Here is a 15136-nt window from a genome sequence, read left to right as displayed (position 1 = left end):
TCAATAAATTTACGAGTTTTACTACAGTCTAAAAAATGAGGTATTTTAACGCTTACGCAAAGTATTTTCGAACTGTTTCAAAGCAATTAAATTCCATAATCTTTTCACCGTACTCCTCTAGACGGTGAATGGTTAAATTGGATGGTGTTAAAAATTCCTTGATGACCGCATTTCGATCATGACGATTTAAATCCTCATCTGCGTTCCCGAAATCAACAACTAAATAGTACCAATCTTCATATTTGAATAATGAGGAATCCACTAATTCGTCTGTCATTCGTTTTGCGACAGGGATTAACTCATCAATATCTTTAAATTTATAAACATAAATGTCTGTATCCATAAATAACTCTGACTCATCCATGTCACCAAGTTGAGTTAGCTGGCTAAGAAGATCCTCTCCAACTTCATCGAATGGTGCAAACATTTCTTTGTGTTCATCAAAACTCGAATGACCATCTAATGTTTCACCGTCTTTTAAAATATGTGCACGTGTGACAATGATTTCTAAGCCTACTTCAGATGCATTGATGTGAATCCAAATCGGACCCTCTACATCAAAGTAATCCTCCGTGTTTACTTCATCAATCATATCCCAAAAAAGTTGCTCACCCTTTGCTCGATTGTACCAAATTTCTTCACGACTATAGCCGCGATCCTCTATATCATTATACGTAATAAAGAGCTTGAGTGTATTTTCATTTACACGTTCGATGTCCACTAGACCTCATCTCCCTTCACTGTCATATGCTGAAAAACAGTTTTGTTTCATTAGTATGCTTTTATTCTTTGTTTTTAACCTTCATACTGCATTTGTTTTTCAACCTTTGACCACACTCAGTAAAACCATCGAGGAACCGCAAACATGATTTTTTTTGTTCACAGTTGTCTCTAACTCTATTGTATGCTGTTCTGTCATAAAATGAAAAGGATATACACCGTTTCACAGAAGATATTTGAATTATTGAAATTGTAGTAAACTATTTAACTTAAATCAAGTTTAACATACTTTTACGGAAATATATGACTTTTCCCTATCAATTATTATACTTCATATAGAAGGTTTTACATAAGTAAAACATAAAAAAATAGATGTCACAACATGCATTCCACATTTGTAACATCTACAATATATATTATTCAAAATGAGTAGGTTTAATTCACCATTCGTTGCGCTTCTTGAAGCTGATATGCTCGAACTTTTCGAGGTAGGAAGCGACGAATTTCATCTTCATTATAGCCGACTTGTAGACGTTTTTCGTCCAAAATAATTGGTCGGCGTAATAACCCAGGATACTCCTGAATTAATTCATATAAACGTTGTAGTGGTAAACTTTCAACATCCACATTTAATTTTTGAAATATTTTTGAACGAGTAGAAATAATTTCATCTGTCCCGTCTTCTGTCATACGTAAAATTTTTTTAATTTCACTAATACTTAGTGGCTCAGAAAATATATTACGTTCTGTATATGGAATTTCGTGCTCCTCTAACCAAGCTTTCGCTTTACGACAAGAGGTACAACTTGGTGATGTAAATAGGGTTACGATCATTCTGACACATCCTTTCATTTTGTAATCATTATCTATAAACCAGAACCAAAGTGTTAAATTAGAATTAATGTAAAGTAAAATACACAGTACCATTATACAGTACTCAGCTGTATTTGAATATAGTTCCAATAAAAAAAGACTGAAGCCGTCACAAATTATTCTGTCTCTTTATACAGCTTTTAATAAAGCGTATTTCCTTCTATCTTATGTGCTACTACTAACATTCCCACTTTCAGTGCATTTTAAACATCCAAGCATGTATCTTAGTTGTTCTCATTTAAAAAGATTAAACGAGAAAATTGTCAATTTGACGTGTACACCTAAACACAATTTTAATAAAAAATTTTATATTTATAACAAAATTACACAACAAAAAAAGCATATAATTTTTTCTCGAAAAAAACCACCGTCAAAAGTCTGACTTTACACAATGGAATCTTTATAATATAATTCTTTGCAATCAAATCAATTTGAATAATTTAAATTGAGAAAAACGCTGACGAAGAGTAGTACATATGTTCATTTCACGTTTAGAGAGTCTGTGGTTGCTGCAAACAGATCGTGGAGGCATATGGAATGGACTTCCGAGTTAGCTTTGTGAACGCTATTAGAAGCTATTAGCAGAGCTCGTCCCTTCACGTTACGAAGCTGAGTGGCCTTTTAGGCAAGCTGGGTGGTACCGCGGATTCAAAACATCATTCGTCCCTTCATTAGAAAAAATCTAATGAGGACGCATGATGTTTTTTTGTCTTTATCGTGAGGTGGAAAAGTGAGCAAAACGCCACTGACAACCGTCACGGAATTTGAATTCGAGGAGGAACTTTTAATGACAACTATTTTTTCAGGCGTACAGCCTACAGGAATCGTTACTTTAGGGAACTATTTAGGAGCATTCAAGCAATTCCCTGCACTACAAGACGAAGGAAATGCTATTTATTGTATCGTTGATCAGCATGCGATCACGGTTGCCCAAGATCCTAAAGAATTACGTGAAAGCATTCGTAAGCTGGCAGCTACCTATATTGCTACTGGCATCGACCCTAAAAAATCTACGTTATTCATTCAATCAGAGGTGCCAGCGCATGCTCAGGCAGGATGGATGTTACAATGTGTTGCGTCTATCGGGGAGCTAGAACGTATGACACAATTTAAAGATAAATCACATGGTAAAGAAAGCGTTTCTGCTGCTCTTTTAACATATCCACCGTTAATGGCTGCAGACATTCTACTTTACAACACAAACATTGTCCCTGTCGGCGATGATCAGAAGCAGCATATCGAGCTAACTCGTGACCTTGCAGAACGTTTTAATAAACGCTTTGGTGACGTTTTAACAATTCCAGAAATTCAATTACCAAAAGCAGGCGCTCGTATTAAATCCTTACAAGAGCCAACAAAGAAAATGAGTAAATCTGACCCTAATACGAAAGCGACAATCCGTTTGCTAGATACGGCAAAGGACATTGAGAAAAAAATTAAATCAGCGGTTACGGATTCTGATGGTATTGTTGCATTTGATGTAGAAAATAAACCAGGTGTCTCAAATTTATTGACAATCGAATCGGCTATTTCTGGTATAGCCATTGAAGATTTAGTCAAAAAATATGAGGGAATTGGTTATGGTGGATTCAAGCAAGGTGTTGCAACAGCTGTTATCGAACATCTAACACCAATTCAAGAAAAATTCTATCATTTAGTAGAATCCTCTGAATTAGATGTCATCTTAGATGAAGGTGCTGAAAAGGCGAATGCGATTGCCAGTGCTACATTAAAACGCATGGAAGAAGCAATGGGTCTCGGCCGCACACGTCGCTAATTTATGGCTTGTCTGTGGAGCGATCAAAGCCTAAATCAAGCACAACAGCACAAATGATAATGCAGGCTCCTACCGCCATATAAAATTCTGTTGTTTGAAAAATAAATTTGAAAACAACCTTCCAGGAATAACCTAATGTTCGATAATTTAAATACAATATGAGATTCCCTACAGAGAGGATCATTAAGCCATAGCTTACTAAAAATAAAAAGAGACGAAACACAGTAGAGGCATCCTTTCTATTTCTTCTTACTTATCATTTATTCACAAAACTATAAAAAAAGACGTCAGCCGTTTAAATTTGGCTGACGTTTTTTAAGTTTATATATTATGCTTCATATTTTTTGAATAAAAGACTGGCATTGTGACCACCAAAACCAAGAGAATTACTCATCGCATATTGAATGTTTGCTTCTCTCGCTTCGTTTGGAACATAATCTAAATCACATTCTGGATCTGGATCTACTAAATTAATTGTTGGAGGTAAAATGCCTTCTTTTAAGGCTAATGCTGTGAAAATCGCTTCCACACCACCAGCTGCTCCTAATAAGTGACCCGTCATAGACTTTGTGGAGCTCATAGCAAGTTTATACGCATGATCACCAAAAGCAGTTTTAACAGCTTGTGTTTCAAATAAATCATTGTAAGGTGTGCTAGTACCATGTGCATTAATATAATCAACTTGTGATGGATCAACTCCACCATCTGTCAATGCTTGCGTCATTGCACGTGCTGCCCCCTCACCCTCTGGAGCTGGAGCCGTAATGTGATGCGCATCACCTGTTGCACCATAACCTAAAACTTCAGCATAGATTTTAGCGCCACGAGCTTTTGCATGTTCATACTCTTCTAGAATAACGATACCAGCGCCTTCTCCGATAATAAAACCATCGCGGTTTTTATCAAATGGACGGCATGCGGCTTGTGGGTCTGGATTTAATGATAAAGCTGTATTTGCACAGAAGCCTGCCACAGCCATTGTAACGATTGGTGATTCAGCACCACCTGAAATCATCACATCTGCATCCCCACGTTCAATTACTTTAAAGGCATCGCCAATGGAGTTTGTTCCCGAAGCACACGCCGTTACAGAACATGAGTTAATACCTTTTGCACCAACGTGAATAGATACTTGCCCTGAAGCCATATCAGGAATCATCATTGGAATGAAGAATGGGCTGACACGTCTTGCGCCACGCTCTTGGAATGTTAAAAATTGTTGTTCATAAGTTTCCATACCGCCGATACCAGAGCCAATCCATACACCTGCACGTGGAGCTAACTCTTCATCAATTGTTAATTGTGAATCTTCCATTGCCATAATGGAAGCGGCTAACGCGTAGTGCGTAAAACGATCCATTTTACGTGCTTCTTTACGATCAATATATTTTTCAATATCGAAATCCTTCACTTCTGCTGCGATTTTTGCTGCAAAAAGTTCTTTATTCAATCGTGTCAGCTCACCAATGCCAGATTTACCAGCCTTGATGTTAGCCCATGTTTCTTCGATGCTATTTCCTAGTGGTGTAACTGCGCCAATTCCTGTAATTACTACTCGTCGTTTACTCATTGTCTTACTCCCCTCAAGCATTTTTCCTTCTTATTTTCCCCATCTCATGGCTACGGCACCCCATGTTAAGCCGCCACCAAAACCAACGAGGACTAATAAGTCATCCTCTTTAATCTTACCTGCTTCGAGCTCATCTACCAAGGAAATACCAATAGATGCTGCTGAAGTATTTCCATATTTATGAATCGTTTTTGACATTTTTTCAGGTGGTAGCTCTAATCGCTCACGAGCAGATTCCATAATTCGTATATTTGCCTGATGCGGCACTAAAAAATCTACGTCTTCTTTTGTTAATCCTGCTTTCTCTAACACATTAACAGCCGATTCACCCATTTGACGTACAGCAAACTTAAACACTTCACGACCATTCATTGTAATTGTGTCTTGCTGTGTTAAATAAAGGTTTTTACCGCCTGTACCATCAGCACCAAGTTCAAATGATACAATACCTCTGCCTTCAGATACTGGCCCAACAATAGCTGCACTAGCACCATCACCGAATAAAACAGCTGTATTACGATCCTTCCAATCGATGACTTTCGACAGTTTTTCTACACCTACTACTAAGACATATTTATAAGTATTTGCCTCTACAAAGTGCTTCGCTGTCACTAAGCTATATATAAATCCTGCACATGCCGCTGCTTGATCCATCGCCGCCGCATTCACTGCTCCGATTTGTTCTTGAACCATACATGCTACACTTGGAAAAGTTTGATCCTGTGTGACAGTTGCTACAAGTATTAAACCAATTTCCTCTGGCGTAATACCCGCTTTTGCAATAGCTTCTTTAGCAGCTGCTACTGCTAAATCTGAAGTTTCCTGATCCTCTGCCGCAAAATGACGTTCTTCAATGCCTGTTCGAGTTCGAATCCATTCATCTGAAGTATCCATTATTTTTTCCAAATCAAAATTTGTAACGACCTTCTCAGGAACATATTTGCCAATTCCTATAATACCAGCGTTCATATAGCAACCCCTCAGCTTTCTTACTATCAATTATTAGTAACTGGTCATAATTATAACGCATACGAAAGGAAGGAAGCAAGGTGATTTAAAATTAATGTGTTTTGGACGTGGCGGAGATTTTATTTTTGGTGAGGGCTGACTCTTTATTAGGTTAGGTGAGAGTTTTGGCATTATCGTCGTTTTTGAGCGGGTGAACTTCTACGTCATAGTACTGTCCACCTTTTTATGAACGGAGTGTCTTACTTAGGAGCACTATCTACTAGCTCTGAGCCAAGTTCCTACTATAATTAGAGCACTTCTGCACTCGTTACGAACAAAAACCCTAATCGAGACTAATTCCCTGACTCCTCTTCATTACAAAGCACACACTAACTTCCTATCATTAAACATCAGCATACCTTCTGCAAATCAAATGCTACGATAGGCCGTTGAATATAAAATCCAGATCCTTGTATTTGTTGTGACAAATTCGCCATGTTTCACATAAAAGGTTCTTTTTTTTTCGATTTATGTTATGATATGATAATGAATATGAGTAAAACCTTATAATGAAAAAAGTTCGGTTGAGGTGAAATTAATGCAATATATCGTAACGTTCATATGGTCATTCCTACTAGTTTCTATGTTAAACTACGTAGTCAGCTCTGTACTTGGTGTACCATTCGATTTTAAAACAGGGGCAATCGTTTCCGTTGTATTCTCCATTCTAATCTTTATTATTGGAGCAATCATTCCAAACGATCCTACACCAGAAGCTGCAGACCATCATTAATTTATCTAGAAAAAACCTGTTCAGCATATTGCCGAACAGGTTTTTTCTGTTATTTTTCCACAACACATTGACCATCACGCATTTTCACATGCAAAGTTTCTCCTAGTAAAACCTCACCACGAAGCAGTTCTCTAGCTACTGCTGTTTCGATATGTCGTTGTACAAAGCGTTTTAATGGTCTCGCTCCAAACTGAGCATCCGCTCCTTGCTGTACTACCCAATCAATAACCTCTTGCTCGACAGATAAAGTAATTTCCTGTTCTGCCACACGTTTAATCAGTTGCTCCACGTACTTCCAAGCAATCGCAGTAAAATGCTTTGTAGATAAAGCATGGAAAAAGATAATGTCATCCATACGGTTTAATAACTCTGGTTTAAAATGTTGGCGTAAGGCCGTCATCACTAAGTCTTCAACAGCATTATCGCCTTCTTTTGCCTCCATTAAATAACTAGAGCCAATATTGGATGTTAGAATGACCACTGTATTTGTAAAATTCACCATACGTCCCTGACTATCTGTAATGCGGCCATCATCTAAAATTTGTAATAAAATATTCGCCACGTCTGGATGCGCTTTTTCAATTTCATCTAGGAGGACCACGGAATATGGATTTCGGCGTACAGCTTCTGTTAATTGTCCGCCCTCCTCATAACCTACATAGCCTGGAGGAGCACCAACGAGACGAGACACACTATGTTTCTCCATGTATTCACTCATATCAATTCGAATAAAGTGATCTTCTGCATCAAATAACTGCGCAGCAAGTGCCTTAGCAAGCTCAGTTTTACCAACACCTGTTGGACCTAAGAATAAAAAGCTACCAATCGGACGATGCGGATCTTTAATACCTGCACGTGCACGCCATACAGCTTCTGTTACTAATTGAACTGCTGTATCTTGACCGACTACCCTTTCATGTAATGTATCCTTTAATCGTAGAAGTTTTTCACGTTCTCCTTCTACTAATTTTGTTACAGGAATTCCTGTCCAGCGGGAAACGATCGCAGCAATTTCATCTGCCGTTACTTCTTCACGTAAAATGCGGGATTCTGCCCCGTTTTCTAACTGTTTTTCGAGTTCCTGAATTTCCTTTTCTAATGTTGGGATTTTGCCATGGCGTAATTCGGCAGCTTTATTTAAATCATATTTACTTTCTGCTTCATCTAAATCACGACGGTATTTATCTAATGTTTCCCGTTTTTTCTGAATATCGTGTAACATTTCTTTTTCTGCTTCCCATTGTTGGCGCATGCCCTCTGAGGATTCTTTTAATTTTGTTAATTCCTCACGCAATTGCTCTAGACGTTTTTTACTTGCCTCGTCCTTTTCCTTACGTAATGCCTGTTCTTCAATCTCAAGCTGCATAATGCGACGTGTCACTGCATCTAATTCCTGTGGCATCGAATCAATTTCTGTACGAATCATCGCACAAGCCTCATCAATTAAATCAATTGCCTTATCAGGTAAAAATCGCTCTGTAATATATCGGTTGGACAGTTCTGCTGCCGCAACAATTGCTCTGTCATGAATTCGTACTGCATGATGTAATTCAAAGCGTTCTTTTAAGCCCCGTAAAATGGAAACCGTATCCTCAATCGAAGGCTCACGTACAAGAACTTGCTGGAATCGTCGCTCTAAAGCAGGATCTTTTTCAATGTACATACGATACTCATCTAGTGTTGTAGCACCAATACAATGTAGTTCACCGCGTGCAAGCATTGGCTTGAGCATATTCCCTGCATCCATAGCACCGTCTGTTTTGCCTGCGCCGACGATGGTATGAATTTCATCAATAAATAAAATGATTTGTCCTTCTGAATCTTTCACCTCTTTTAACACACCTTTTAAGCGCTCTTCAAATTGGCCACGATAGCTTGCCCCTGCGATTAAAGCACTCATATCTAGCTCATATAACACACATTCTTTCAAGCCCTCTGGCACATCGCCTTTCACAATACGCTGTGCTAAACCCTCAACAATCGCTGTTTTACCAACTCCTGGTTCACCAATTAATACAGGATTATTTTTCGTTTTGCGTGTTAAAATACGAATGACATTTCGAATTTCCTCATCACGCCCGATAACAGGGTCCATTTTGCCGTTTTTAACTTCTTCAATCAAATTTCGTCCAAATTGCTCTAGTGGTTTTTTGTTATCTGTTTGTTGAAATTGCATAGCTAGCACTCCTTTACCATCATGTTTCTTATTATTGTTATACCCATTCTTGTTCTTTTAAAAAAGTTTGACCTTTTTTGACTAACTTTATTTTACATCAATCGACATTGCTTCGCAAAGAAATCGCACTAAAATTTTTTCACGGATTTTGGAAATTTACGTTATAATAATGGTATGTTTCTATGTTTTAGTATCGAAAAATCCACTATCCTTTTGTAATAATTGCCGTTTATTACAAAAAGAAAGCGATGTGTTGGAGATATGGTTTTAATGGATAATATGTTTGAAAAAATTAAAGATCTATTTCAAAAGCATGGTGTTTTTATCAAAGTGAATAAAGGAAATAAAATTTTCCTAGAGGGTGAACGGGCAAAAGAAATTTATTACATCCAATCTGGTGTGATTTCGATAAGCCAAGAAACCGAAACTGGCAAGGAATTAACTATTCGTATTTGTGGTCCTGACAGTATAATTGGAGAGGGGTCATTGTTTTGTAACCTAATCTATAATTCCATGACTGCAAAGGTTTTAGAGCCTTCTACGATGTATGTGTTAAGTCGGAAATCATTGGAGCATTTACTAGAAGATCAGCCTACTGTGATGGTGGAATATATAAAGTGGTTGCAAACAGAAAACTTAAAGCATCAAAGTCGTTTGCGTGATTTAGTGTTAAATGGTAAAAAAGGTGCTTTATTTTCAACGCTCATTCGGCTTTCCAATACGTATGGTAAACCTTTAGAAAATGGCTCAATTTTTATTGATTTCCAGCTAACAAATACAGAAATTGCGAATTTGTGTGCAACAAGTCGTGAAATGATTAATCGTATGTTGAATGATTTAAAAAAACACGACATTATCACCTTTGATAAAGGCTTTATTACAATTCATGATTTACAATTTTTAAAAAATGAAATTGCTTGTGAAAATTGTCCATTACAAATATGCCGTATCGATTAATTTCGTTACAAACGAAAATCCCTGCCTATAAAATATAGCAGGGATTTTATCGTGTTGAAAAACAAAACCATCCATAGCATTTTTGTGAAGGGTGAAAATGGATTTCCGTTGCAGGCTACTTGCTTTCCTGTGGGCGAGCGCCGAGCCGCTTCCTCCGTGCAGGGGCTCGCCTGTCTCGCTATCCCACGGGAGTCAAGTAGCCTTCCACTCCAACCCATAAAAATATTTCTTTTTAGCAAAGATCTTCAAATAAAGTGAAGGTATTCATTACTCTTTATGGAGGGTGTTGTCACTCATCACTTCTCCACATTGACAATAAGAGGCTATCCTTTCTCTAATCATACAAATACGGCTCGTATGAAAGATAAGAAAAAGACATTTTTGCAGAATGGTTGATTGGAGTGGAGCCAGCGTCACTCCTAGGGGATTTAGCGTCACAGTTGAGACTCTGGAGCGAACGCAGTGAGTGAAGCGGCTCATCGGACGCCCCCTGGAAAGGACGCTGGTGGAACGGAAATCAACCCCTCGCCTTGCTAAAGGTTCTTTTTCTACTATGAACATCATCTTTTTTCAACAACATGAAATCCCTGCCTATAAAATAAGCAGGGATTTTTAATGTTGCAATTTTAGCGTACGCCTAATGCCATTTTTGCATAGCGTGACATTTTGTCTTTTGACCAAGGTGGATTCCATACAATGTTAACATTTGTACTTTTCACTTCTGGAAGTTCCCCTAATGCCGTATTCACCTGATCCACAATAACTGGCCCAAGTGGGCATCCCATCGATGTTAATGTCATCGTAACAGTTGCTACACCTTCATCATCTAAATCTACATCATATACTAAACCTAAGTTGACGATATCAATCCCAAGCTCAGGGTCAATTACATTTTCTAAAGCACCAAACATGCTATCTTTCATATCTTGATCCATTCGTATTTCTCCTTCCATCATAGTGTTAACCTTATCATAGCAGATGCATCCTGTTATGCCAAATGCTGTGCAAGCCAGTCTGTTGCTGCTAGCATACCGTCACGTGGGACTGCATGTCCTGCCTTTTTGTTCACCATAAACTTTAAATATTCAGGGCTTGCTTGATAGTATTCCCGTAATGTCTCATAAAATTTATACGTTTCTTGGAAAGGTACTGTTTTATCTAATTCTCCATGCCAAAAGAAAACTGGACGACCTGCGAATTTTTCTGGCGTTAAACTAACATCATATTTAGCTAAGAGCTCATTCACTTTTTGAACATCTTCCTCTGACATCGGCCAATTGATACCGCTTTTTGCAAATTGCTGCAATTGATATTCACCTAATTTAATAAAACCTGGTGCACCCATACATATTGACGCTGTTTTTATCCAATCATAAAGTTTTAAACAGCCGGAGGTCACGATACCGCCCATTGAAGTACCTGCTATGCCAATATTATGACTGGCCAATAAATTTTTATTCCTTAATTCATCATATAATTGTTGCACTTCATGAATAGAATTTAAAACAATATCCCAAAATTTCAAGTTCATTTGTATTTCTGTAAGGCCTTCGCTACGGTCACCATGAAATTTTGCATCTGGTAATAGGACACGCACCCCCTTATGCACCAATTGGTATGCATAGTGTAAGTTATGTTCTTTCGCGCTCATAAAACCATGCAAAAAAATCACTACTGGGGTTTCTTCATTCATCTTGTCTGTATGTATATGTAATAAAGGAATATTTCCCCACACTTCTTTTTCTACAAACATTTTTGTCACTCCCAACTATTGTCTCATCTTTATGTTAGCAAACTTTTTTCACTGTGACAAAATTTTGACGAATGAAAGACAAAGAGATACTATTCAAACTATAGGAAAGGGGCAACGAGCTATGAAACCGCATTTAATCGTACTAGACTTAGATGGTACTTTATTAACAGACCAACAACAAATCTCAGCAAAAACGAAAAAAACATTATTGCAGGCTAAGGAATTAGGGCATCAAGTGATGATTGCAACGGGGCGTCCATACCGTGCAAGTGATCTTTATTATCATGAACTTGGGCTCACTACACCCATTGTCAATTTTAATGGCGCATATGTACATCATCCCAAAAATGTATCTTGGCAACATATGCACACACCGATTGATTTAAGTGTTGTACATGATGTTGTTGGATCCATCAATAGTTACGAGTATGAAAATATTATCGCTGAGGTAAAAGATGATATTTATGTACACACAGAAGATGATCGTATCTTAAATATTTTTAATATGGGTAATCCCAAAATCACACTTGGGGATTTATACACACATCTCTTGGAAAATCCCACAAGTTTATTAATTCAAGCAAATGAAGCGAATTCGGTCATTATACGTGACCATTTACAGGCGGTGCACGCAGAAGTTATTGAGCATCGTCGATGGGGCGCGCCACTTCATATTATTGAAATTGTACGTCGCGGCTTAAATAAAGCTGTGGGTATTGCGCATGTGGCAAAAGATTTAGGTATTCCACGTGAGCGTATCATCGCGTTTGGTGATGAAGACAATGATTTAGAAATGATCGAATATGCTGGACTTGGTGTAGCGATGGGGAACGGTATTCCAAGTCTTAAAAACATTGCCAATGAAATTACAGCAACAAATAATGATGATGGAATCGCAAAAATCCTCATTGAACGCTTGAAATTATCATAGTTAAGTAGTAAGTTCAAGTTAACATTCCATTTTTACCAGTTTAACTTTATTCAGTGGTACCCCTTCCATTTATCTTAAGTGAGTACCGACTGAATAAAGTTAAAAATACTTGATGAGTAAGTTGAAATTAGGGGGACAAGAGAATGAAGATTTTTACGGATAGTGGATGCGATCTACCGAAGTCTTACTATGAAGAAAATGATGTCGTGTTACTCCCTTTACGAGTGCAATTGAACAACAAAGAATATGAAGATGTCATTACGATTGATTCCAAAGAGATTTACGATGCCATCCGCCAAGGTGCTCAACCAAAAACATCACAAGTGTCACCTGAGCTGTTTTTAAAGCACTTTGAGGAACTAGCTAAAAATGAAGAAGAAGGCATCTATATTGCCTTTTCATCGGAATTATCCGGCACATATAGTACTGCTCAAATGATTCGCAATCAAGTATTAGAGCAATATCCTTCATTAAAATTAGTCATTATCGACTCTAAATGCGCTTCACTAGGACATGGTCTAGTTGTAGAGGAAGCAGTTCGCCTTCGAAATATAGGGGTATCCTTAGAGGATATGGCCTCTAAAATGAGTGCATATGCACCTCAGATGGAGCATTTATTTACAGTAGAAGATTTAGATTACCTTGCCAAAGGTGGTCGTGTATCCAAGGCCAGTGCCTTTTTAGGTGGTCTTCTGAGCATTAAACCTATTTTAAATGTAGAGGAAGGCAAGCTGATACCTATTGAAAAGTCACGTGGTCGTAAAAAAGCACTTAATCGTATGTTAGATTTAATGCAGGAGCGTGGCGGAAGCTTTACGGATAAAATTGTTGGTATTAGTCATAGTGATGATGTGGCCTTTGCCAATGAAGTAAAGGCTTCTATTCAGGAACGTTTTTCTCCTCAAGCTGTTCAAATTACTATGATTGGCTCTGCAATCGGTTCACATGTAGGACCAGGCACTATTGCAATCTTCTTTACGAACAAAAGCTATCAAGGCTAATAAAAAGCATGTTAGGATTGCTCCTAGCATGCTTTTTCGTTGTGCTATGGTTGTTGGACGTCTTGTTCTTGACGGCGAACTTTTCCTCGTTTAATGATGATAACAACAAAGCCGATAAAGATTACCCACACTAAACCAAGGGCAACCATGTAGGGCATGTTTAAGCCTTCATCATTGCGAACCTGATAAATCTCAACCATTTCTCGGTCTAAAATAACAGGATAAACCTCTTTTTCATTTATACGAACTTTTTCCTCATGTAAAATTCCGTTCAGCATTTTCCCTTCACCAAGTTGCGCTGGTGTTAAGTCCACACGTTGCGTTTTGCCTGTATTATTCACCATAATTACCCACTTTTCTTCGTCAGAGGTACGTGTGAAGACAAGTAGGCCATTGTCATTTGTAATTACTTCAAAATCACCTTTACGTAAAGTTGCAGATTGATTACGTAAGGATTGAACATTTTTAATATAATCAATCAATTCTTCATCAGTTTTAAAGTTATACAACTGATGTGTATCTGGTTTTGCTTCCCCATTCATGGCGATTTCTGTACCATATTGCACAACGGGAATCCCAGGAAGCATAAATAAAGCACCCATCGCCATTTTTAAGCGTGTAGGCGGAAACATATTTTCAGTCGCAGAATCGAATGTAAAACGATGGGTTTCAAGTGAATCCACCATAATCTGTGTCGGCTTCTCTCCTGTAAAAGGCTCCATTAATTTAGAAGAATCCATATCCACGTTTTTAAAAATATTACGATAAATATCCGCTGTTGCTGGTGAGAAGGTTGCATCAAAATCAGCATCACTTTCTTCATTAGCAATCACGTAAAGAGATGCTTTTGTCTCTTTTAATGCTGCAATCATCGCATTGACAAACGCTATATCAGCCTCTGCAATATTCGTTAAACGAATACCACCAACATCATATGTAGAAACAAATTCAGTGGCTGATTGAATGAGCGCCTCTTGCACAGCTTTGTTCGATAAATCCCATTGTACTTGTCCATTATTCGTAGAAGCAATCCAGTCAGCTTTTGATGAGTCCTTTGCCCATTCATGATTTGGACTCACATTATTGAGCGGGAAATCCACCATGATGGACATATTTTTAGCTTTATAGGCTTCTACAACACTTTGGAATTCTTCTGTTGTTCCAAAATGACGTTCGATTGTCGTGTAGCTTGTAAGTAGTGATCCATCATATTTCTCTGTAGAAAAAATAGGACCAATAGAAACAATTGTAAAACCCATCTCACCAATAAATTTTAGCTTATCTTGCAGACCTGTAAAATCGCCTCCTGCAAATTTCGAAGGGTCTTTCGTATTTGTATCAAAATCGTTTGTGCCCGAACCATTAAAGAAACGGTCAACGAGTAAATCAAAGATGCTTTCTTCTGCTATCGATGTTGTCGCTTTTTCATCCGCATGCGCTACTGGTGTAGTACTTACGAATGAAGTTGCTAATAAAAGTGATGCAGCCGTCGCACTTATCCATTTCTTAAATTTCACTGTTATTCCCTCTCTTTCAAACCAATCCATCGTCATTTTACCAAATAACACTGTCACGTCGCTATCTTTTCAAAAGATTTTACGAAAATGCGAAATGAATTAGGGCAAAAAGGTGTCAGT

At 37.9% G+C, this 15136-nt stretch carries 14 protein-coding genes and 1 other annotated feature; of the genes, 5 read left to right on the top strand and 9 right to left on the bottom strand.

What is annotated here, in order from left to right:
• Positions 1-52: 52 nt before the first annotated feature.
• Both mecA and spxA read right to left on the bottom strand, forming a co-directional pair.
• Entirely contained in the window at positions 53-721 is a 669-nt protein-coding gene (gene mecA, locus MHI22_RS19940; protein ID WP_036126663.1) for an adaptor protein MecA, read from the bottom strand.
• 434 nt (positions 722-1155) lie between these two features.
• Entirely contained in the window at positions 1156-1551 is a 396-nt protein-coding gene (gene spxA / locus MHI22_RS19935) for a transcriptional regulator SpxA (RefSeq protein WP_025116803.1), read from the bottom strand.
• A gap of 490 nt (positions 1552-2041) precedes the next feature.
• Positions 2042-2264 (top strand) — a binding site (T-box leader).
• A gap of 116 nt (positions 2265-2380) precedes the next feature.
• On the opposite strand from spxA, the gene trpS reads away from it, so the two are divergent.
• A complete protein-coding gene (trpS, locus tag MHI22_RS19930; protein WP_340812597.1) occupies positions 2381-3370 on the top strand; it encodes a tryptophan--tRNA ligase in 990 nt (329 codons plus the stop codon).
• Between the two features lies 1 nt (position 3371).
• Here the strand turns inward: trpS and MHI22_RS19925 are convergent, their stop codons facing one another.
• The 3 genes from MHI22_RS19925 to MHI22_RS19915 all read right to left on the bottom strand — a co-directional run bounded on the left by MHI22_RS19925 (position 3372) and on the right by MHI22_RS19915 (position 5909).
• Positions 3372-3593: a hypothetical protein gene (locus MHI22_RS19925; RefSeq protein ID WP_036126664.1), complete on the bottom strand. Its 222-nt coding sequence runs from the start codon at positions 3591-3593 to the stop codon at positions 3372-3374.
• Positions 3594-3698: 105 nt separating this feature from the next.
• The gene (fabF, locus tag MHI22_RS19920) at positions 3699-4940 is read right to left on the bottom strand and encodes a beta-ketoacyl-ACP synthase II (RefSeq protein ID WP_340812596.1); all 1242 of its coding nucleotides are present in this window, start codon (positions 4938-4940) and stop codon (positions 3699-3701) included.
• 30 nt (positions 4941-4970) lie between these two features.
• A complete protein-coding gene (locus MHI22_RS19915) occupies positions 4971-5909 on the bottom strand; it encodes a beta-ketoacyl-ACP synthase III (protein ID WP_089934871.1) in 939 nt (312 codons plus the stop codon).
• Between the two features lie 577 nt (positions 5910-6486).
• Here MHI22_RS19915 and MHI22_RS19910 point away from each other — a divergent pair.
• The gene (locus MHI22_RS19910; RefSeq protein WP_004227469.1) at positions 6487-6681 is read left to right on the top strand and encodes a YjzD family protein; all 195 of its coding nucleotides are present in this window, start codon (positions 6487-6489) and stop codon (positions 6679-6681) included.
• A gap of 49 nt (positions 6682-6730) precedes the next feature.
• Here the strand turns inward: MHI22_RS19910 and MHI22_RS19905 are convergent, their stop codons facing one another.
• Positions 6731-8857 (bottom strand): ATP-dependent Clp protease ATP-binding subunit, encoded by a 2127-nt coding sequence (locus MHI22_RS19905; protein WP_340812595.1) that lies wholly within the window; start codon positions 8855-8857, stop codon positions 6731-6733.
• Between the two features lie 270 nt (positions 8858-9127).
• On the opposite strand from MHI22_RS19905, the gene MHI22_RS19900 reads away from it, so the two are divergent.
• The gene (locus tag MHI22_RS19900) at positions 9128-9814 is read left to right on the top strand and encodes a Crp/Fnr family transcriptional regulator (RefSeq protein ID WP_249646031.1); all 687 of its coding nucleotides are present in this window, start codon (positions 9128-9130) and stop codon (positions 9812-9814) included.
• Positions 9815-10440: 626 nt separating this feature from the next.
• Here the strand turns inward: MHI22_RS19900 and MHI22_RS19895 are convergent.
• Together MHI22_RS19895 and MHI22_RS19890 are read right to left on the bottom strand one after the other, a co-directional pair.
• Positions 10441-10749 carry a metal-sulfur cluster assembly factor gene (locus MHI22_RS19895; RefSeq protein ID WP_036120908.1) on the bottom strand — a complete coding sequence of 103 codons (309 nt, stop codon included), beginning with the start codon at positions 10747-10749 and terminating at the stop codon, positions 10441-10443.
• 53 nt (positions 10750-10802) lie between these two features.
• The gene (locus MHI22_RS19890) at positions 10803-11567 is read right to left on the bottom strand and encodes a prolyl oligopeptidase family serine peptidase (RefSeq protein WP_036120911.1); all 765 of its coding nucleotides are present in this window, start codon (positions 11565-11567) and stop codon (positions 10803-10805) included.
• Positions 11568-11688: 121 nt separating this feature from the next.
• Between MHI22_RS19890 and MHI22_RS19885 the strand changes: the two genes are divergently transcribed.
• Positions 11689-12498 (top strand): Cof-type HAD-IIB family hydrolase, encoded by an 810-nt coding sequence (locus tag MHI22_RS19885; RefSeq protein WP_036120914.1) that lies wholly within the window; start codon positions 11689-11691, stop codon positions 12496-12498.
• A gap of 143 nt (positions 12499-12641) precedes the next feature.
• Complete coding sequence (locus MHI22_RS19880; RefSeq protein ID WP_036120917.1) at positions 12642-13499, top strand: DegV family protein; 858 nt, start codon at positions 12642-12644, stop codon at positions 13497-13499.
• 44 nt (positions 13500-13543) lie between these two features.
• Here the strand turns inward: MHI22_RS19880 and MHI22_RS19875 are convergent, their stop codons facing one another.
• On the bottom strand, positions 13544-15073 hold the full coding sequence (locus tag MHI22_RS19875; RefSeq protein WP_230593788.1) for an alpha-amylase family glycosyl hydrolase: 1530 nt from the start codon (positions 15071-15073) through the stop codon (positions 13544-13546).
• Positions 15074-15136: the final 63 nt, after the last annotated feature.

Source organism: Lysinibacillus sp. FSL L8-0312 (genome assembly GCF_038003285.1).
In the GTDB taxonomy this organism is placed as follows: domain Bacteria; phylum Bacillota; class Bacilli; order Bacillales_A; family Planococcaceae; genus Lysinibacillus; species Lysinibacillus fusiformis_D.
The sequence above is the reverse complement of the archived record's forward strand: the minus strand, read 5'-3'. Positions and strand labels throughout refer to the sequence as shown.

Bases quoted from the DNA above. Each gene is read 5' to 3' on its own strand.
- trpS (WP_340812597.1), top strand. From the start codon at position 2,381: ATGACAACTATTTTTTCAGGCGTACAGCCTACAGGAATCGTTACTTTA.
- fabF (WP_340812596.1), bottom strand. From the start codon at position 4,940: ATGAGTAAACGACGAGTAGTAATTACAGGAATTGGCGCAGTTACACCA.
- MHI22_RS19915 (WP_089934871.1), bottom strand. From the start codon at position 5,909: ATGAACGCTGGTATTATAGGAATTGGCAAATATGTTCCTGAGAAGGTC.
- MHI22_RS19910 (WP_004227469.1), top strand. From the start codon at position 6,487: ATGCAATATATCGTAACGTTCATATGGTCATTCCTACTAGTTTCTATG.
- MHI22_RS19905 (WP_340812595.1), bottom strand. From the start codon at position 8,857: ATGCAATTTCAACAAACAGATAACAAAAAACCACTAGAGCAATTTGGA.
- MHI22_RS19900 (WP_249646031.1), top strand. From the start codon at position 9,128: ATGGATAATATGTTTGAAAAAATTAAAGATCTATTTCAAAAGCATGGT.
- MHI22_RS19895 (WP_036120908.1), bottom strand. From the start codon at position 10,749: ATGGATCAAGATATGAAAGATAGCATGTTTGGTGCTTTAGAAAATGTA.
- MHI22_RS19890 (WP_036120911.1), bottom strand. From the start codon at position 11,567: ATGTTTGTAGAAAAAGAAGTGTGGGGAAATATTCCTTTATTACATATA.
- MHI22_RS19885 (WP_036120914.1), top strand. From the start codon at position 11,689: ATGAAACCGCATTTAATCGTACTAGACTTAGATGGTACTTTATTAACA.
- MHI22_RS19880 (WP_036120917.1), top strand. From the start codon at position 12,642: ATGAAGATTTTTACGGATAGTGGATGCGATCTACCGAAGTCTTACTAT.